Source organism: Clostridium sp. UBA7339, assembly GCF_002470865.1.
Classification (GTDB): Bacteria; Bacillota; Clostridia; order Clostridiales; family Clostridiaceae; genus Clostridium_J; species Clostridium_J sulfidigenes.
The window spans coordinates 254,995-275,959 of sequence record NZ_DKPI01000012.1; the positions used below are offsets into that span (position 1 = coordinate 254,995).

Consider the following 20,965-nt stretch of genomic DNA (forward strand, 5'->3'; position numbering starts at 1 on the left):
TTTAAAAATGAGGTTAGATACTATATGAAAAAAATAAAAAAAGATGAAACCCGTGATGTCCTTTTAAATCCCCGTAAAGATAGACGGTTATTATCAAATGTTCCTGATAAGGAAGAAATTAGAGATAATATTGACCGTAGGGGATATCAACTTTTGGATAACCATAAAGAAGACCCTAGTGGTTTTATAACGAGTAAGAATGCTGGTATAAGATATGTAATGAAAACGGATGTGAAAGTTGTTTGTAAAAGCAGCAAAGGAAATAAAAAGTTATTAGTAAAATCTATAGACATTTCTACCACGGGGCTTTTGTTAGAATTAAAAGATGAAACACAATTAAATATAATAAACAATGCTGAGGAGATAAAGTTAAAATTTAAAATATTACCTGGTTCTATGCCTGAGGGCTATGAAATGAAAGTGAAAATTAAAGGTGAAAAAGTTAGAGATTCTATAACATCTGAAGGAAAAATTATCTGTGGAATAGAGTTTACAGAAACTTTGTCAGAGTATTCAAGTAGAAAAAAAGATAGATATGTACTTGTTACTTCTAGTTTTCTTTTATTATTTATTACATTATTTATTATATTAATGCGTGCAGAAAGTATTATATATTTTAAATTTAATAAATGGATATACCTTTATAGTATTATTGCAGCAGTATTTTTGCTTAGCAGATATTTATTTGGAATGTTATATAAACCTATGCTAATAGATGTGGATTATACACCTGGAGTAACTATTATTATTCCTTGCTTTAATGAAGAAGTGTGGATCGAAAGAACAATTCTAAGTTGCATAAATCAAGATTATCCTATAGACAAGCTGGAAGTTATAGTAGTAGATGATTGTTCTAATGATAATTCTGTAGAAAAAATTAAAGAAACTATTGAGAGGTTAAGTAGTGAAGCAGAGAGATTTGAAACAAAACACAGGTTAAAATATTTTGTGCAAGAAAATAATCTAGGTAAAAGGGATGCTTTATGCAGAGGAGTTAAGGAAGCTAAACATGACTTAGTTGTATTTGTTGATTCAGATAGCTTTTTAGATCCCTTTGCTATAAGAAATTTAGTTCAACCTTTTAAAGATCATAAAATGGGAGGCGTATCAGGAAGGACTGATGTAGCTAATACATACACTAATGTATTAACAAAGATGCAATCAGTGCGTTATTACATAGCCTTTAGAATTATGAAGGCAGCAGAGGCTTATTTTGATGCTGTTACCTGTTTATCAGGACCATTAGCTTGCTATAAAAAACAAATAATTCTAGACAATATGGATGCATGGTTAAATCAAAGGTTTTTAGGTCAGAAGGCAACCTTTGGAGATGATCGTGCTATGACTAATTTTGTGTTAAAAGGTCATCGAACAAGTTATCAAGATACAGCTATCTGTTCTACCATTGTACCTAATAAATATAAAATATTTCTTAAGCAACAAATGAGGTGGAAGCGTTCATGGCTAAGAGAATCAATAATTGCAGGTAAATTTATGTGGAAAAAGGAGCCTTTTATGGCAGTATTCTTTTATATGGGTGTAGTAGTTCCTATTGTTGCTCCAATAGTTGTTACATATAACTTAATTTATGTTCCAATTATCCATAAGATATTTCCAACAACTTTCTTAGTAGGAATATTGATGATGGCTTTAATGATGAGTTTTGCTCAAATGTTTCTTAGAAAAAGTACTACATGGGTTTTTGGTATGGTATTTTGCATTTATTATGAGGCAGTATTATTGTGGCAGATGCCTATTGCATGGGTAACCTTTTGGAAGTCCACATGGGGCACGCGAATGACTCCCAGTGATATAAAGGCTCAAAAGAAGAAGGAACAGAGAACTACTTCCAGTAAGTTTAAGAAAAACGGAGGGAAAAACAATGAAAAGTAATACTTTTTCTCCTAAAAAGAAAGATAGAATTAAGATAGCAAGAGGTATATTACAAGGAGTTATTTTAATTATATTGTTAATAGCTATTATAAAAGCTTTATTTTCATTCTCTGTATATGAGCCTTACAATTCATATAAGGTAAGTAATAATCAAGATAGTGGCTTCATTGCAGTATCATATTTTGGTGTAGATAGAGCAGGAAATGATACCTTAATAAGTACCAAAAGATTGGATGAACAGCTTAAAGCATTAAAAAATAACGGATATGTAACAATTACTCAAAAGGATGTAGTGGATTATTATTTAAAAGGTAAGGCATTACCAACTAAATCACTATTTTTACTATTTGAAGATGGAAGAAGAGATACAGCAATATTTTCTCAGAAAATTATAGAAGAATACAATTTAAAGGCAACTATGCTAACTTATGCTGATAAATTTGAAAAGGAAGACTCGAAATTTTTAAGTTCTAATGAGCTATTAGAGTTAGTAGATAGCTCTTACTGGGAATTAGGTACAAATGGGTATAGACTTAAATACATAAATGCATTTGATAAAGATTCAAACTACTTAGGTAATTTAAATTCAGTTGAGTATGCAGAATCAGCTTCAAGTATGGAGAGAGATTATAATCACTATTTAATGGATTATATTAGAGATGAATATAATATTCCCAAAGAGTCCTATGAAGAAATGAAACAGCGTATTGATAGTGACTATAAGGCTTTATCTAAAGTGTATACTAAGGAAATTAGTCAAGTGCCTAAATTATATGCCTTAATGCATTCTAATACAGGTCAGTTTGGTACTAATGACAAGGTAAGCGAAATAAATGGTAAATGGATTAAAGAGTTATTTAATATGAATTTTAATAGGGAAGGTTTCTCGCTAAATACAATAGATAGTTCAATCTATGATTTAACTAGAATTCAACCACAGTCCTATTGGTCAACCAATCATTTGCTAATGAGAATTTTGGATGATACGAAGCAGGATATTGAATTTGTAGTTGGAGATAAAGAAAAGGCAAGTAAATTTAAAGAGGTATCAGGAAAAGCGGAGTTTAAGGATGATACTATTATATTAACATCTTTATCAGAAGGAAAAGGTATCCTTAAACTTTTAAATAGTGATACTTATAAGGATGTTAATGTGTCAACAATATTAAATGGGAATATAATAGGTTCTCAAGGTATTTATTTGCGAGCTAATGATGATCAAAGTGATAGTTTATGTGTTAGACTTATGAATAATGTAATAAGTATTATTGAAAATTCAAAAGGTAGTTCTAATGTCATATTCTCACTAGACTTAAGTAAAAATAAAGAAGAAAAATTTGATATAAGAGATGGGGGGAGCAGAAAGGTTGATATAACATTAGTTAATGATAAAATTAGTATAGACATTGATGGTACTAATATAGCTAAAGATTTGGATGTAACTAATGAGAATCAGGGAAGTGTTTATTTAGAGTCTGCATGGGGAGAATATGGATATAGTCAAAGGAATATTGCAGATGATGTATATGATGGTGTATTTAAAAAGTTTAGGATAACTGATGTTAATGATAATGAATTGTATGACAGCTCACTAAAGGGAGTTGATAGTATATTTTATTCCCTTAGAAATTTTACTGATAAAATTATAGACTGGTTTATTAAATATTTATAGATTATAGAGGTGTTAAATGAGTAAAAGAGCAAAGAATACTTGGATTATTATTACTTTGACTTTAATAATAAGTATATTTCTATATGGTTGTTCAAAAGAAAAAAATCCCCTGGAAAATAGCAGTAAAGTACAGGTTGGAGAAACGGCTGCAATTGAGGATAAAAAGATATTTGATGAAAATATAGATAACTTATCAGCATGGGTCACTTATTGGGATTTAGATGTTCAAGGAGAGATTAAGTCTTTAGATAAGCAATTAAAGGAAGTTTCATATTTTGCAGCTTATTTTGATTCCAACAATAAACTGATAATGCCACAAAAATTAGTAGATTACTATAATAGAACAAAGGATGAGGACTATACTAAATATCTTACTATTGTTAATGATAAAATAAATAGTGATGGAACTTCATCACTAAAGGATAAGGATCTTTTAAAGACATTGCTCACAGATTCTATCTTAAGAAGTAAACATGTTAAGGATATAATAAGTTTAGCATCTCAGTATGGTTTTAATGGAATAGAAATTGACTATGAACAAATTAAGGATGATATGGAATTATGGAATAATTACTTATTGTTTATTAAGGAGCTATATGGTGAATGTAATGGAGTTGGGTTAAAATTGAGAGTCATATTAGAACCTAATATCCCTTTTGATGCTCTAGAGTTTATAGAGGGTCCGACCTATGTTATGATGTGTTACAACCTACATGGAGGATTTAGTGAACCGGGAGAAAAAGCAAATCCTCAGTTTATAAAAGAATTGATGGATAAGATGGAAAGAGTACCAGGAAGTAAAAATTTTGCCATTGCTACAGGTGGATTTAATTGGGCTTCAGATGGAAAGGTAACTTCCTTATCTGAAGTAGAAGCTAAAGATTTAGTAAAAGAATATAGTGCAAAAGAGGAAAGAGACAATAAAAGCCAATGCATAGTGTTCAAGTACACTGATGAGGATGGGATTGAACATGAGGTGTGGTATGCAGATAAAAATACATTAGACTCATGGATGCAAGTTATAAAGGAAAAAGGCTATGGTATCAGTGTTTGGAGACTTGGTGGAAATGCATTTCATTAGTTTATAATATAGACTTTTCAAAGTAATACTATATAGAAATTTCATATATAAAAAGAGTGATATTCTTACAGATAATAAATTTGAATGGATATCACTTTTAAGTATAATATTTTTTTGTAAGTGTAAGGTGGATAACCTAATTTATATTTATTTGACAAAGGATATTTTTAGAAACTATAATTAATGTGGTTCATATAATTATATAGGATTAAAATAGTGTGTTAATTTTATGAAAGTATATTAGTAAAGCAGTATGCTGCAACAATATATTTTCAGTATTGAGAAAAGCTATACTCTTTGTGAACATATGCAATTAAATTTTAAAAGATAGAGCATAAAGTTTTAAAACTAGATATTTAAAGACTATAAAAAGTAAATATGGGGGTATAAAGAAATGAAATTCAACAGAAAAGATATAATCAGGTTTCTTTTTCCAGAGTTACAGATAGTTGAAACTGTAAAGGAACACGGATTTATAGCAATGCCAAATAAAAGTAATAAGGAAAAGAAAATTCAAAATATGGAGCATGTAAATAGTGAGGGTAATACTTATTCTAAAAATAATTTCAGAGAGATGAACAAAACTACTAAACAGAATCTAGTTAATAAATTAGATGAATCACAGAGTGGAAATGTAGCAACATATCAACACAAGGACACTTCTAAGGTGAAGACTGATGATATAGTAGATGTATTTAGTAGTATTAGAGAAGAAATTGGAACCTTAGTTGTAGGACAAACAGATTATCTGGATAATCTCTGTACTGCATTTAAGCGTCCATTTATAACAGGATATGACAACTTAAAACCTAAGAATGCTATTATTATTCTTGGAAATAAAAGCACAGGAAAACATAGTAGCATATCTTGTATTGCAGATATTCTTAAACAGAGGAGAATTATTAATAGTAATAATATTTTAAAAATAGACCTCTCTTTGTATGCTACAACTTCGGATTATGAAGTATTTTTATCTGACTTATATAAATGTTTATATGGAGAATCTGATATTGTAATGTTTGATAATTGTGATAAGTGTCATTCTAGTATTATTGATGTAATAGAATCATTAACAATCACTGGTAAATATACCCTTAGTTCAAGATATGTATTTCAAAATAACAATCTTGTTGAATCAAATGGAATGCTTTTACAAAATTCAATAAGTGAGATAAGTTCAAATAATAAGTATTTTGTTTTTGTATCAGAGAAATCAGAAAATGATATGTTGAATATTTTTGGAACAAAATTTATGAATTGTATAGGAGATATACTTTATACTAAGAATTTTAATTATGAGGAACTTAAAAAGATATCATTGATACTAATTGAAGATTTAAAGATAAAATGCAGTAAAAATCTTTCAATGAATATAAACTGTGAAGATGCTATTTCTGAGTTGATTATATCAAATTACAAAGTTGCATTTGGAATAAGTAGTATGAGAGATTTTGTTGATTCTAATATATATAAGCCATTAGCAGAATTTAAATTAAAAAATACTATTGAAGATAATAATGTATTTTTATCAGTTAATGGTGAATTAATGATGCAAATTGATGATAAGTTTATAAGGCTAATTGATATTCTGCCTCAAAAGAATGTATCGGGTATTGATGATGTTAAAAAAGAATTAGAAAGTATAGTAGGGATTGAATCTGTAAAGCAGTATATTTTGGAACTTGAAGATAATTTAAAAATTCAAAAGTTACGAGAAAATGCTGGATTTAAGGCTACTAATATTTCAATGCACATGATATTTACAGGAAACCCTGGAACAGGTAAAACCACAATTGCACGGATAGTTGCTAAATATCTAAAAGCTCTTGGAATATTATCACAAGGTCAATTAAGAGAAGTTACTAGAGCTGATCTTGTAGGTCAATATGTTGGGCAGACAGCAAAATTAACCAATGATATTATAAAATCTTCTTTGGGAGGAGTTCTATTTATTGATGAAGCATATGCTCTTTGTAGAGATAAGCATGATACCTTTGGACTTGAAGCCATAGATACATTAGTTAAAGGAATTGAGGACAACAGGGATGATTTAGTTGTTATCTTGGCTGGATATAAAGAAGAAATGGAAGATTTTTTGAAAACTAATTCAGGTTTAAAATCACGCTTTCCAAACATAATTAATTTTGAAGACTATAAACCAGAAGAAATGTATGAAATTTCATTTATTACAGCAAAATCTAAAGGATATAAGGTTTCTGAGGATTGTAAAGAGCAACTCATAAAACTATTTGAAAAAAATCAAATTAAGGGCAGAAATGATAGCGGAAATGGTCGTCTTGCTAGAAATGTAATAGAAAAGGCTATACTTAATCAATCTAAGAGATTGATAGTAGATTCTAATGCACCAATGAACTTATTATGTTACGAAGATTTTAAATTTGAAGAAGTAGGTAAGTTTAATTTAGAGGAAAGTCTTTCTAAGATTATTGGACTTGAGAATGTTAAAGAGTTTGTGAGAACTCAATATAAATTATTAATCGCACAAGAAAAACGTAGAAAAGCAGGAATGATTGTAGATACATCACAAGCTTTGAACATGATTTTTAGCGGGAATCCGGGTACTGGAAAGACAACAATAGCAAGACTTATTGCAGATATGTTTAAAGAGATGGGCTTGTTAAAATCAGGACATTTAATAGAAACTGATCGTAGTGGATTAGTGGCAGAATATGCAGGACAAACATCTAAGAAAACTGAAGAGGTATTTAGATCTTCTTTAGGAGGTATTTTATTTATAGATGAGGCCTATGCATTAGCAAATGATAATGGCGGCTTTGGAAAAGAAGCAATAGATACTCTCGTTAAACTTATAGAGGATTATAGAGGGGAAATAATTATTATTCTAGCTGGATATAGGAAAGAGATGGAAGAGTTTTTAAAAACTAACTCTGGGCTTCAATCTAGATTTCCACTTAATATAAATTTTCCAGATTATTCAGCAGATGAGCTATTTGGAATAGCTTTAAAGATGATTAAAGATACAGGTTTTAGGCTAGGAGAAGGAGCTGGTGAAGTCCTTAAGGAGGAAGTTATTCTATTGCAGAAACAGTCCAATGAACATTCTGGCAATGGACGTATGGTAAGAAATTATATTGAGGATATAATGAGAAAGCAATCAGCAAGAATTGCAATGAATGATATACCTGTAAATGAAATGAATATGATTATAAGTGACGATATACAACCTAAAGATAAATCAATAGTTAACTTTGATTTAGAAAGTGAATTATCTAAAATTATAGGACTTGAAGAAGTTAAGGAGTATATACGTAGTTTAAATGCAAGACTTAGAGTACAAAGAGAACGCAAAAAACTTGGGCTTGTAGCAGATAATACGCAGACGTTGCATATGATATTCAAGGGGAACCCTGGAACAGGAAAAACAATGGTTGCAAGAACAGTAGCAGATGTTTTATATAATATAGGTGTCATTAAAACAAATAAGTTAATAGAAACAGATAGGTCTGGACTTGTTGCAGGATATGTTGGACAAACAGCAATAAAAACTAAGGAAAAAGTTATGGAAGCTATAGATGGTGTACTGTTCATTGACGAAGCTTATTCACTTTCACAGGGTGGAACTAATGATTTTGGAAAAGAAGCAATAGATACATTAGTAAAACTAATGGATGATTATAGGGATAGAATAGTTATCATATTAGCAGGATATAGTGATGACATGGATGAATTTCTTGATGTAAATGCTGGATTAAAATCAAGATTCCCTAATATAATAAAATTTGAAGATTACTCTACAGAAGAGCTTATAGAGATATCTGGAATGTTGTTTAAGAGTAAAGGATATGAAATTGATTCATTAGCTAAAGATAAACTTAAAGATATACTTGACATAGTAAGACTTGAAGCACAGTTTGGAAATGGACGCTATGTACGTAACTTGTATGAAAAAGCAGTGAATAATCAAGCAATGCGATTAAGTACAGATATGGATTTAACAAAAGAAGATTTAACTACTATAGTTGATACGGATATAGAAAGGTTGTAATGAGATGAAAAAATTAAAAAATTTACTAGGATATATAATTGCTACTATTTATTTTATTTTTCCTATGTGCTTAGTTTTGCTAATGTTAATTCTTATGCCACTATTTTTTATAACGGATGTTAGTACAGTTAGAAGTTCAGGATTTGCTGGTCAAAATACAGCAGGTTTATTTATAGGTATATGTGGGCTTTTTACTGGAGTATCTCTTCTTATACCACCACTAAGGAAGATGTATAGAGTATTACCATGGTTGTATTCATTTGTAAAAATATTCTATGTTAATCTAATAATTCTTGGTATTGGACTTATAATATTAAATTTTGGTTATCAAACACAAAATAATACTCGTCATACTGTATTTTTTATTTTGATGATATTACAGGTTGTTATTTGTAGATTAGCAATGTGCATTTATTTTAAGATAAAGCCAGCAAGAATCATTAATGAGAGGTAAATTTATGAGTAATAAACAAAATAGTTTAAAAAAGGGTAATGATAAGATTAAGAAAAATTTTATAAATACAAATGAGAATACAAGAGAACAATTAAACATTCCTGATAATCAGTATAGTGAGGCTCAGGATGATATTGAATGTAGAAAAACAAATGTAATTGAAGAAAATAATGATGAATTTAATAAAAAAATTGAGCAAAAAAGAAAAGATAAGCCATTAAAGATTTTTGGATTGATATGTATTTCTTTTGGAATATGTTTTCTTATTTTTGAAGGAGTATCAAAAATAGATACTTCAGAATCAGCTAAAAATGCCCTTAAAAATAGAGTATCTACAGCTATTTCAGCAGGAACTATTCTCTTATCAAAGGATGAAAATACTCAAGCACAGGATTATACTATTACACATAAATCTAATGCAAATGATACTAAAATTTGGGTTTGGGATTACGCTGGTGAGGATGGTGACTATGTACAAGTACTTGTAGATGATGCTCCATTAGGGGAAGCATTTATGATTAAACACAAACCAAAAGAAATTATTGTACCAGCAGTAGGGAAAGTTCAAATAAAAGGAATAAGAGACGGCGGAGGTGGTATAACCTATGCAATTAGATATGATATTAATGGAACTAGCTATTTTAATGGTACCCCTGAAGGTGAATTAAATACTTATACATTAATTAAAGAATAAAATTAACCGGTACGGTCAATGAAGGGGGAGCTTTTTGAATAATAAATTTTTAAATCTTCCTAAAGAGAAGAAAAATGCAATTACATTTAGTAGTCAACCTAGCTCTCACTATAACCATGGAATAATTTACATCACTGCTTATTTATATATAGTTATCAGTGTTATATTATATTTATTTTAAATTTTATGAATTATAATTACATGTTTTCCCTATATAAGAAATTATTTGCGTTGTTAAAGTGTTTCTTTTATAATAAAATAATATATATCTATAAAAGAAAAAGAAGGTATATAAAATGTTTGACTTTAAATTTGACTGGCAAGATGATTTAAATACCAATATTGGGAGAATTGATGAACAGCATAAAGAACTTTTTAGAATTGCTCGTAATATAGAACAATTATTGATAACAAAATGTGCTACTGTAGATACTAAAATTCTTCTTGATATAATATGTGAGCTTAGAGAATATATTTCTTATAGCTTTTATGAAGAAGAAAAAATAATGAAAAAAGCTAATTACTCTAATTATGAAGAACATATAAAATCCCATAAGGAATTAAAAAAAGTGATTATGAATATTGAGCTATCAGTATTAAAGAAAAAGCCTTGTGAAGAATTAAAGAAAATTAAGGATTCTCTACAAGACTGGATTTTTCAGCACATGATGATAGAAGATAAAGCAATGGCAGAAGAAATATTAAAGAGTCCAACCTACATTTAGAATGTAAGTTGGACTCTTAAAATTTATTTCTTTTTACCTAAAATACGTATTAAGTATATAAATAAGTTAATAAAATCTAAATATAATTCTAAAGCAGCAATTATAGCAAACTTATTTGTGGTAGTGGCATCATAACCGTAATTTTGTTCATGTATTAATTTAACCTTTTGCATATCATAAGCTGTTAATGCACAGAAAACTGCAATACCAATATAATTAACAAACATAGATAACTCATCAGAACCTACAAAGAGATTGAATAAGCTAGTAACTAATATTCCAACAACCCCCATTATAGCAATTCTACCTACCATTGATAAGTCCTTTTTGGAGGTCATACCTATCATGCTACAACAAAAAAACATGGCAGAAGTTACTACAAAAATACTTATGATGGACTCGAGACTGTAGATAGTAAATATTGCCCCAAAAGTAAATCCGTTTACTATAGAATAGGTTATAAACATGGCAAAAGCAGCTTGAACAGAAAGTTTATTAATCTTTCTGCTAAGTAAAACTACTAAAGCTAATTCCACAACAATAATACCTATTACGAAAGCTGAGTTACTATAGATTAACATCATCATAGAAACATTAGTGGAAATAAAATAACCTACAGTAAAGGTAATTATTAGTCCGATGGCCATATATAATAAGGTCTTATTTATAAAATTATTTTGGCTCTTACTATATGAAATTTCATTCATAATATCACTCCTTCGATAAACATAATATATGTAATATTATACAATATATTAAGAATTAATAAACAGATTATATACATTAAAAGAAAAAATTCAGGAACTATTAATGTATTTTAAAGCAATTATAGAGGTGTTATAAGTAAAACATGAAGAAATGGAATAAACTTGGATACAATTTCAATGAAATGATATAATATTTATATTAATTTAAAAATTGTTTAGGATATTAAATAAGTGTAAAATCATGGAAATATTAAATTGCAATTATCAACATATGAATGTTATTTGGATTAAATGGGGGATAAAAATGGATAAAATATTAATTACAGGATCAGAGGGATTTTTTGCTTCAAGGTTTATAGAATACTATAGGGATAAGTATAATATTATAGAATTTGGAAGAACGGAACTAGATATAACTAATGAAGAGAAAACTATTAAAACTATAGAAAATAACAAACCAGATTATGTAATACACTCTGCTGCGATATCAGATACTGGAACTTGTGAAAGAAATCCAGAGTTATCCTATGATATAAATGTGAGAGGAACCATAAATGTAGCAAAGGGATGTAAAAATTCTAATAGTAAATTGATATATTTTAGCTCAGATCAGGTATATAGCAATAATAACTCCTTAGGTCCACACAATGAGGATAGTATTTTAATTCCTAAAACAGTATATGCTGCTCATAAAATAGAAGCTGAGAAAAAAATATTAGGGTTACTAGATGATGCAGTTATTTTAAGAATCACATGGCTTTTTAGTTTGCCAGAAAAAAATAAGAAAATAAAATCTAATCTAATTTGGAATATTATAAAAGGTGCTATGGAAAATAAAAAAGTAGAATTTCCAGAGTATGACTATAGGGGGATAACTTATGTCTATGATTTAATAGAAGCTTTTGATAAGATACTCAAATTACCTGAAGGAATATATAATGCCGGTAGTGAAAATGATTTAGGTGCTTATGACATTGCTAAAATTGTATTTAATGAATTGAACTTAACTAATAGAATTGAGGAACTTTTGGTTAAAAATAGTGATAGACATAGAGATATAAGAATAGCTAATGAAAAAATTAAGAAATATGATATACATTTTTTATCATCAGAAGAAGCAATTAAAAAATGTATAAGAGATTTTTCCTTTAAAATATAATAATAAAGAACAGGTTACAAATTTGTGCTATAGAAGTAATGTACACTGTAAAAAGTTAGGTACAATGGGATGAAGATATATAAATCCCTCAAATATGCACGACTACAACAACTAGTTAAATATATAAATAGTTATATAGAGAACTATTTATATATTTTTATAGAAAAAGTTTTATATCCAATAATATAGTTTTATGGAGGATGAAATGGATAAAAAGATACTTATAGGAGAAATGGCTAAGATTCACAATATATCAACTCAGACACTAAGGTACTATGATTCTATTGGATTACTTAAGCCTAGACATAAAGATGAGGAGAATGGATATAGATATTATGATATTGAACAGTTTGCTCAGCTTGATTCTATTTTATTTTTAAAAAAGCTGGGAATGCCCCTTAAGGATATAAAAAAGTATTTTTCAAATAGAAATCTTAAAATACTAATTGATCTCCTTAATAAGAAAGAGAAGGACATAGATAAGGAAATTGAACTTTTAGAAAGATATAAAAAAAGTATCTCTAAAAAACTTGAGTTTTTGGAAGAAAGTATAGAAGAAGCTAGACTTGAAGAATGTGAAATAGTTGATTTAGAGGATAGAGATATAATATATATTTCTTTAAATGATAGAACAGATATATATAGTGTAGAATATGGTATAAAAGAATTAAGTAATAGATTGGGAGATAATCTTTGTTTATTTGATGGAAGAATAGGAGCTTTTATCTCACAAGAAGATATTTTAAGTAAAAAGTATACTACCTTCAGAGATATTGCTTTAATTTTTGATCATGGGATTTTCAACCATAAAAATATAAAAACTTTGCATAAAGGAAGATATGCAAGGATAATTTATAGAGGCCTCTATGATTATGCAGAAAGTTACTTTAATAAGCTTATAAATTTTATAGATATAAATGGACTAGAGAGTGTTGGAGATGGCATAGTTCTTACCATAACTGATTCTGCTTTTTCTTCAAAGGAAGAAGAGTATTTAACAGAAATACAAATTCCTTTAAAATAAATGATTGACATTATAGTTACTATAAGGTTTAGAATATAAACTTGTGAGAGATAAGAGTGCTAGATTGATTACACATCAAATAAATTATTTTAAGTAGGTGATATTATGAACTTTGTAGAATTAACAGAAATGAGATTAAAGAAATTATTGATAAAATTTTTGTTTCCTAGCATATTAGCTATGCTAGCAACGTCAGTAAATATTCTTTGTGATACCATATTTATAAGTCAAGGAGTTGGAAAAGAGGGCCTTTCGGCTTTAGGAATAGCTATACCTATATATAATGTATATAATGCCCTATCCCTTTTAATAGGAATGGGAGGTGCTACCTTATACTCTATTAATATGGGTAAAAAGAACAATGAAAAAGCAAATCAGGTCTTTAATACATCAATTTTTATAGCAATTATAATAGGGTTAAGCATTTCTATTTTTGGTTATATTTTTTCAAAAAATATAGCTATAATGTTTGGAGCCTCACAACAAATATTAGGGCTTTCTGATGAATATCTAAAAATAATATTATTATCAGGTATAAATTTTATATTATCAGGCGTTTTACAGGCATTTATAAGAAATGATGGTGCTCCAAAGCTTTCTATGGTTGCCGGAATTACTGGTAACATGTTTAATGTGGTTTTTGACTATGTATTTATTTTTGTACTTGACATGGGTATGAGAGGTGCTGCCATAGCAACGGCTATAGCACCAATGGTAACTTTAATAATTATAGCTACTAAATTTATTAAAAAATCTGGACATCTTAGATTCAACTATAACTCAATTAAAATTCCATATATTACAAATATATTTAAGGTAGGGATATCAAGCTCATTCATTGAGGTATCTGGAGCTATTGTTATAATACTATTTAATTATATTTTAATAGATATGATAGGCGAGATTGGAGTAGCTGCGTATAGTATTATTAGTAATATTGCTTTAATTGGAGTTGCAATATTATCTGGAATAAGCCAAGCTATTCAGCCAATAGTAAGTGTTAATTTTGGAGCTGAACATTATGATAGAGTAATTAAAACTAGAAAAGCAGCCATATACATTGCAATTGCCTTTGGAATAGTATTTTTCTTAGTAGGAAATATCTTTACAAAAGAAGTAATTAGCTTTTTTAATAATTCAGACTTAAAGCTTATTGAAATTACAGCTAGAGGTATGAGAATATATTTCGTAGCATTTATATTTATTGGAATTAATATGGTTAATATATCATTTTTCCAAGCAATTAGTCATGCTAAGATATCAAATACCATGTCTATTATAAAGAGTTTTGCATTAGTATTAATTAATCTATCTATTCTTCCGAAAGTATTCGGTATAAATGGATTATGGTCCACTATACCAGTTGCAGAATTTATTACTTTAATCATTGGTATATTTATAGTTAAATATAATATGAATTACTTAAAGTCTAAGGCATAAAATTAATGAATAAAGTTACAGCATATAAATTTGCTTCTATGCACATTTATATGCTGTATTTTTATATAAATATATAGATGAAAATTAAAAAAATGGAAAAACTACTTCACATGTCGTAGTAATTGTGATATATTATAATTACTACGACAGATAAAGTACGATAGGCAGAGTAATTGCATAATATACACTAAAGATATAGTTATATATGAAATAGTAAGTAGTAGGTGGAGAAAGGAGGATAACATTTGATAAGTAGTGATGTTATTAGAGGATATAATGATACTATAATTCTTTTCACTCTCCTAGATAGGGAGTCCTATGGATATGAGATATCTAAAACTATAAAAAAACTATCAGAGGAAAAATATATTATAAAGGAAACAACATTATATTCTGCCTTTACAAGGCTGGAAAACAACGGTTATATAGAATCCTTTTATGGAGATGAGACCTTTGGAAAGAGAAGAACTTACTATAGAATCACACAAAAAGGACTGGATTACTACAAAGAAAAGTGTGAAGAATGGAAGGTTATTAAAGAAGTAATGAGTAAATTTATAAAGGAGATGGATAAGTATGAAGACCATTAAAAATTATTTAGAAAATATTTTTTCAAGTTTACCAAAATCAGCAGAAATTATAAAATTAAAAGATGAGTTGCTTTCTAATATGGAAGAAAAATATTGGGAACTTAAAGAAAGTGGAAAAACTGAAAATGAAGCTATCGGAATTGTAATTTCTGAGTTTGGGAACATTGATGAGTTAATAAAGGAGTTGGGAATTGAAAATAGAAAGCAATTAGATAATATTCTGACTATTACCATGGAAGAAGCAGAAAATTACATGAGGGATAAAGTTAAATATGGAAAGCTTATTGCTGTTGGTGTTATGTTATGTATATTAGCACCAGCAATACTAATGTTTACTCATAATATTATAATAGGTGGAGTATTTGGTACAGAAATTAATGTGGAAACTTTAGAAGGACTCAGTGTTATCCCATTATTTATTCTTATAGCTATTGCTGTGGGGCTATTTATCTATGCTGGTACTCAACTTGACAAGTATAAGTATTTAGAAGATGATTTCATATGTCCACTACATGTGCAGCAAAGAGTAAAAATTAAAAAAGAAAAATTCTCATCCAATTTTACTAAATTAAATATAATTGGAGTTACACTTTGTGTACTGTCACCTGTTGCGTTAATTGGTATATCAGCAATTGGAGGATATGATAATGACATATTATCTAATTATGGAGCAATTGTATTATTAATAATGGTAGCTATTGCAGTTTTTATATTTGTAAGAGTAGGAAATATAAATAATAGCTATAATGCACTTTTACAAATTGAAGAATATTCATCAAAATGTAAGGAAAATAATACAGCTATAGGTGATGTTGCATCAGTTGTATGGCCTATTGCCACAGCAATATTTTTGATTTGGGGTTTAGGATTTAATGGATGGCATATTTGTTGGATTATATTCCCTATTACTGGAATACTATTTGGAGCTTTTAGTGGATTATATGCCTTAATAAAGCGTAACAATAAAAGATAATTTAGTATAATAGCTAGTCATAAACTTAAAGTTTGACTAGCTATTATACTTTTAGCAAAGATTTTTATTTATACTGGAGCTAACTCTCCAGTGGTGGAATCCATAATAAAACCATAGACGTTAATATCTTTTGGTATTAGAGGATGTTTTGTAATGATATCTACTGTTTCAGCTACTGAAGTATTAACATTATCAAATCCACTTAACCATGAATCAAAGTCAACTCCGAAGTATTTAACCAAATTAATTTGATCTTCAGTAATGTTTCTAAGTTTCATTTTTTCAATAATCTTTTTACTATTCATGTGTTGTGCTCCACAGTCCGTATGACCAATTACAAAAATTTCTTCAACCCCTAAATCATATATAGCTACTAGTAAGCTACGAGCTACACTTCCAAAGGGATGAGATATTGAACCACCAGCATTTTTGATAATTTTTACATCACCATTTTTAAATCCAAGGGCAGCGGGAAGAAGTTCCGTTAGCCTAGTATCCATACATGTAACTATGGCTATTTTTTTATCTGGATATTTACTTGTAATATATCTTTCATATTTTTTATTTTCTACAAATTCCTTATTGTATTTCAAAATTTCATCTATCATGTTTTCACTTCCTCAATATAAGTATTATCAAGTGTAAAAAGTAAATTTTAAATATCTTAATAGTGTTATACAAATACTTAATTATCACTTAATAAATAGATTTTATTTTAAATGTGAACTAAATACAAGGAATTTCTAATTTTTTTCATAATATAAAAAATAAATTTAAAATGAACTTGAAAATAATATAATGATTGGTTAATTATATAAATATATAAATTATTTATAATAATTACTAGTGAATATGATGTAATGGAATAGATTAACAAGAGTATTCTTATATGATATAATATTATTCAGAGTATAATAATTATTATGATAATTTGTTAATTTACTATCTAAAGGAAATAAAGTTATATATTTGACTTTAGGTGTTGGGGGAGTTGATGCTATGGTAGATAAACTTTCTGTTTTATTTATGTATTGGATAATCTACAGTTTGTTAGGATGGATAGTAGAAACAATATATTGCTCTGTTCTTGATGGCTATTTTGTAGAAAGAGGTTTTTTAAATGGGCCATTGTGTCCTATATATGGTTTTGGAGCACTTTTTGTTTTATTATTGCTAAATCAATATAGTGATAATGTAGTTATAGTATTTATTTTTGGTATGATCTATACAACTATTATAGAGTATATAACTAGTTTTATTATGGAAAAATTATTTAAAATGAGATGGTGGGATTATTCTGATTACAAATTTAATATTAGAGGAAGAGTTTGTTTGAGAAACTCTTTTTTGTTTGGGTTTCTATGTGTTGTACTAATTGAGATAATACATCCTTTCACAGAGAATATTATGACTAGAATTCCAATAACAATAGTATACTTATTATCTATTTGTATTTTAATATCTGTTCTAGTAGATTTATTCATATCTATAAATTCCATAGTAAATCTTAATCGTAAGTTAGAAGAAATTCATTATGTTAAAGAAGAAATATGGATTAAATTATATGAAGAGGGTATAGTAAGAAAATTAGAAAACCTACGTGTAATAACAGATAGCAAATTAAATAACCTAAAGGAATTAAAGGAAAATTTAACTGAATTTAAAGAAAATATATCTATAGATAAAGTAGAAATATCCCTTCGTAAAAAGTATAAGTCTCTCTTAATGGAAACTAAGTATGTGGAGCGGAGATTAATATGTGCCTTTCCTAGATTAAAATCTCAAAGATATAATGAAGCTTTACATGAATTACGAAAGGCTATAAAGGACATTGAAAATGAAGATTATTTTAAAAAAATATTGAAATTTATAAAAAAGGTTTTTAAAAGAAGTAATAATTTTTAAAGTTATAAAACATTAATTTGTATAAAAAGAGTGTATATAGTATTAGAAGTATTGTCTTTAAATTAACTTGTAAAGGAGAATGATAATGTTTGCTTCAAAGGAAAATGGAGATGGAAAAAAGACTAGAATATTTATGTGGTCGAAAAATTCTACAAGAAATGATGTTATCAACATTGCGTGGCCTGTTCTGTTAGAACTTCTTATGGGTTCCCTTTTTGGAATGGTAGATATGATGATGCTTGGAAGAATGGGCGATAATTCATTGGCTGCAGCTTCTGTATCTGCTGTAGGTATGACAAATCAGCCATTATTTATAGGATTGTCTCTTGTGCAAGCTTTAAATGTTGGTGGAACAGCAATGATTGCTAGATACCTTGGATCAAAAAGAACAGATAAAATAGAAACTACTTTAAAGCATGTAATACTATTGAGTTTGATAATGTTAGCTATACCTATATCGGTATTAGGAATAATTTTTACTGGACCAATTATGAAATTTATGGGGGCAGCAAATGATACGTTACAAGTAGGTGGAAGCTATTTTAAAATTATTATGGTTGGATTTATATTTCAATCTTTTAATATGTCAATATCTGCAGCACTTAGAGGTATTGGAGAAACAAAAACACCTATGAAGATAAATTTAAGAGCTAACTTTTTTAATGTTATTGGGAATGCAGTTCTTATATATGGTCTTTTTGGACTTCCTAAGCTTGGTGTTACAGGAGCTGGAATATCTACGGCTATATCTAATGTAATAGCAAGTGTATTTTTATTTAGGTATATTATAAAAGGTAAAAGCATAATTAAATTAGATATTAAAAAATCATTTAAAATTGATAAAAATATTATTTATAATCTAGTAAAGATAGGTGTACCTGCATCCCTTGAGCAGTTAGTTTTAAGAGCTGGAGTACTTATGTTTGTAAGAATAGTTGCAGGACTAGGAACTGTAGTGTATGCATCACATCAAATATCATTAAATATATTAAGTCTTTCTTTTCAACCAGGACAAGCTTTTGGAATTGCAGCTTCATCCCTGGTAGGTAGAAGCATAGGGGCTAAAGAGCTTTCAAAGGCGGAGAGTTATGCCAAGGAAACCAGAAAGATTGGTTCCTTGATATCCACTTTTATGGCTATAATTTTCTTCTTTTTTGGTCCGCAGATTGTAGGTTTATATTCAAAAGATCCAAGGATTATACAAAATGCATCTATAGCTTTAAAAATAATAGCATTAGTTCAACCATTTCAATCATCACAACTAATATTAGCAGGAGCTTTAAGAGGTGCAGGGGACACCTTCTGGCCACTAGTTGCTACCTTTGTTGGGGTATTATTAATAAGAGTTGTTTTAGCTCACTTGCTTGTAAATATATTTGGATATGGATTAGCAGGAGCATGGATGGCTGTATTCATGGATCAATTTGTAAGATGGTTTTTTGTTTACATGAGATTTAGAACAGGAAAATGGAAATATATAAAAATAAGGTAGATATACATATACATTATAAAGGTATCTTAAATAGATACTTATAAAGCCTTAGTATGGATAATATTTTATTTAATTTACTTTAGGTTTTATATGATTAGAGTATAGTGTAGTAATGAATAAATTATAAGTTAAGAGGGAAAGCATGGATGAAATAAAAAAATTATTTGATTTGAATATTGGACTAGTATTAGCCGGTGGAGGTGCAAAAGGTGCCTATGAGGCAGGGGTATTTAAGGCACTTTGGGAGTTAGACATAATAAGAAGAGTTTCCGTTGTATCAGGAACGTCAATTGGCACAATAAATGGACTTTTATTATCTATGAATGATAATAGTATAATGGACAAGAGTTGGTCAAGTCTAACTTATTCTAGATTTATTAATCATGAAAGTCTGGCAAGAGATTTAAAGATTTCTCAGTTAATAAAAAAAGCTAAGAATATAGGTAAGGAACAAAAATTTAATGAACTGCTTAGTGTAAGTGATATAGGTTTGCTTTCTCAAAGTGGCATACGTAAGTTTATTGAGGAGTATGTTGATTTAAAAGTAATTAAAGAGTCAAGAAAAACTCTCTATGCGTGTGCATATAATATAGACCTGAAAACACCTGAGTATTTTAGATTAAATGATTATGACAATGAGAAACTTATAGACATTGTACTTGCGTCCTGTGCAGTACCATTTATTTTTAAGCCTATAAATATAAATGAGTATAGATATTCAGATGGGGGTATAAATAGTCCTAAATATGATTATCAAAATGCAGATAATGTACCAATAGCTCCTCTTAAAAATCATAATTGTGATGTTATCATAGTTGTACATTTATCTTATAAGCATCAATTAGATAGAACAGGATTTGAAGACTGCAATATTATTGAAATATATCCTTCTATGCATTTAGAAGCAGTAAGTGGTATAGGTACAGTTAATATAAGACAAAGTACATTAAATCAACATATTGACCTGGGATATCGAGATGGGCTTTCAATTTTATCCCCTATGATAATAGACATGATGAAGGGAAAATCGCTAGGGAAGTTAATTGAAAAGCATGAGGAATATAACAAAGAATTACTAAGTAATAATCATTTCTTTTAAAAAGTGGTATCATAGATTTCCATATATATT

General features: G+C 28.5%; 18 protein-coding genes. 16 read left to right on the forward strand and 2 right to left on the reverse strand.

Features of this window, described 5'->3' with window-relative positions; all coding sequences use genetic code 11:
• The first annotated feature begins 24 nt into the window (after positions 1-24).
• The 8 genes from B2S02_RS13015 (at position 25) to B2S02_RS13050 (ending at position 10,546) form a co-directional block, all read left to right on the forward strand.
• Complete coding sequence (locus tag B2S02_RS13015; RefSeq protein ID WP_346920839.1) at positions 25-1,893, forward strand: glycosyltransferase; 1,869 nt, start codon at positions 25-27, stop codon at positions 1,891-1,893.
• The gene (locus B2S02_RS13020; RefSeq protein WP_346920840.1) at positions 1,883-3,565 is read left to right on the forward strand and encodes a glycoside hydrolase; all 1,683 of its coding nucleotides are present in this window, start codon (positions 1,883-1,885) and stop codon (positions 3,563-3,565) included. The genes B2S02_RS13015 and B2S02_RS13020 overlap by 11 nt, the downstream gene beginning before the upstream one ends.
• 16 nt (positions 3,566-3,581) lie before the next feature.
• Positions 3,582-4,646 carry a glycosyl hydrolase family 18 protein gene (locus tag B2S02_RS13025; RefSeq protein ID WP_346920841.1) on the forward strand — a complete coding sequence of 355 codons (1,065 nt, stop codon included), beginning with the start codon at positions 3,582-3,584 and terminating at the stop codon, positions 4,644-4,646.
• Positions 4,647-5,040: 394 nt separating this feature from the next.
• On the forward strand, positions 5,041-8,673 hold the full coding sequence (locus tag B2S02_RS13030; RefSeq protein ID WP_346846465.1) for an AAA family ATPase: 3,633 nt from the start codon (positions 5,041-5,043) through the stop codon (positions 8,671-8,673).
• A gap of 4 nt (positions 8,674-8,677) precedes the next feature.
• Positions 8,678-9,127 (forward strand): hypothetical protein, encoded by a 450-nt coding sequence (locus B2S02_RS13035; protein WP_346920842.1) that lies wholly within the window; start codon positions 8,678-8,680, stop codon positions 9,125-9,127.
• A 4-nt stretch (positions 9,128-9,131) separates the two neighbouring features.
• On the forward strand, positions 9,132-9,821 hold the full coding sequence (locus tag B2S02_RS13040; protein WP_346846466.1) for a hypothetical protein: 690 nt from the start codon (positions 9,132-9,134) through the stop codon (positions 9,819-9,821).
• Between the two features lie 34 nt (positions 9,822-9,855).
• Positions 9,856-10,002 (forward strand): hypothetical protein, encoded by a 147-nt coding sequence (locus B2S02_RS13045; RefSeq protein WP_346846467.1) that lies wholly within the window; start codon positions 9,856-9,858, stop codon positions 10,000-10,002.
• A gap of 115 nt (positions 10,003-10,117) precedes the next feature.
• Positions 10,118-10,546: a hemerythrin family protein gene (locus B2S02_RS13050; RefSeq protein ID WP_346846468.1), complete on the forward strand. Its 429-nt coding sequence runs from the start codon at positions 10,118-10,120 to the stop codon at positions 10,544-10,546.
• A 23-nt stretch (positions 10,547-10,569) separates the two neighbouring features.
• Here the strand turns inward: B2S02_RS13050 and B2S02_RS13055 are convergent, their stop codons facing one another.
• Complete coding sequence (locus B2S02_RS13055) at positions 10,570-11,253, reverse strand: Bax inhibitor-1/YccA family protein (RefSeq protein WP_346920843.1); 684 nt, start codon at positions 11,251-11,253, stop codon at positions 10,570-10,572.
• Between the two features lie 304 nt (positions 11,254-11,557).
• On the opposite strand from B2S02_RS13055, the gene B2S02_RS13060 reads away from it, so the two are divergent.
• The 5 genes from B2S02_RS13060 (at position 11,558) to B2S02_RS13080 (ending at position 16,439) form a co-directional block, all read left to right on the forward strand.
• Entirely contained in the window at positions 11,558-12,412 is an 855-nt protein-coding gene (locus B2S02_RS13060; protein ID WP_346846470.1) for an SDR family oxidoreductase, read from the forward strand.
• A 205-nt stretch (positions 12,413-12,617) separates the two neighbouring features.
• Positions 12,618-13,436 carry a MerR family transcriptional regulator gene (locus tag B2S02_RS13065; protein WP_346920844.1) on the forward strand — a complete coding sequence of 273 codons (819 nt, stop codon included), beginning with the start codon at positions 12,618-12,620 and terminating at the stop codon, positions 13,434-13,436.
• Between the two features lie 105 nt (positions 13,437-13,541).
• Positions 13,542-14,876, forward strand: a complete 1,335-nt coding sequence (locus tag B2S02_RS13070; RefSeq protein ID WP_346846472.1) for an MATE family efflux transporter — start codon at positions 13,542-13,544, stop codon at positions 14,874-14,876.
• Between the two features lie 245 nt (positions 14,877-15,121).
• Positions 15,122-15,466: a PadR family transcriptional regulator gene (locus B2S02_RS13075; RefSeq protein WP_346920845.1), complete on the forward strand. Its 345-nt coding sequence runs from the start codon at positions 15,122-15,124 to the stop codon at positions 15,464-15,466.
• The gene (locus B2S02_RS13080) at positions 15,453-16,439 is read left to right on the forward strand and encodes a permease prefix domain 1-containing protein (protein WP_346920846.1); all 987 of its coding nucleotides are present in this window, start codon (positions 15,453-15,455) and stop codon (positions 16,437-16,439) included. The genes B2S02_RS13075 and B2S02_RS13080 overlap by 14 nt, the downstream gene beginning before the upstream one ends.
• A gap of 68 nt (positions 16,440-16,507) precedes the next feature.
• Here the strand turns inward: B2S02_RS13080 and B2S02_RS13085 are convergent, their stop codons facing one another.
• A complete protein-coding gene (locus B2S02_RS13085; protein ID WP_150844529.1) occupies positions 16,508-17,047 on the reverse strand; it encodes a carbonic anhydrase in 540 nt (179 codons plus the stop codon).
• Positions 17,048-17,438: 391 nt separating this feature from the next.
• Between B2S02_RS13085 and B2S02_RS13090 the strand changes: the two genes are divergently transcribed.
• The 3 genes from B2S02_RS13090 to B2S02_RS13100 all read left to right on the forward strand — a co-directional run bounded on the left by B2S02_RS13090 (position 17,439) and on the right by B2S02_RS13100 (position 20,935).
• Positions 17,439-18,344: a putative ABC transporter permease gene (locus tag B2S02_RS13090; protein ID WP_346846474.1), complete on the forward strand. Its 906-nt coding sequence runs from the start codon at positions 17,439-17,441 to the stop codon at positions 18,342-18,344.
• 85 nt (positions 18,345-18,429) lie between these two features.
• On the forward strand, positions 18,430-19,836 hold the full coding sequence (locus B2S02_RS13095; protein WP_346876996.1) for an MATE family efflux transporter: 1,407 nt from the start codon (positions 18,430-18,432) through the stop codon (positions 19,834-19,836).
• Between the two features lie 142 nt (positions 19,837-19,978).
• Entirely contained in the window at positions 19,979-20,935 is a 957-nt protein-coding gene (locus B2S02_RS13100) for a patatin-like phospholipase family protein (RefSeq protein WP_346876995.1), read from the forward strand.
• Positions 20,936-20,965: the final 30 nt, after the last annotated feature.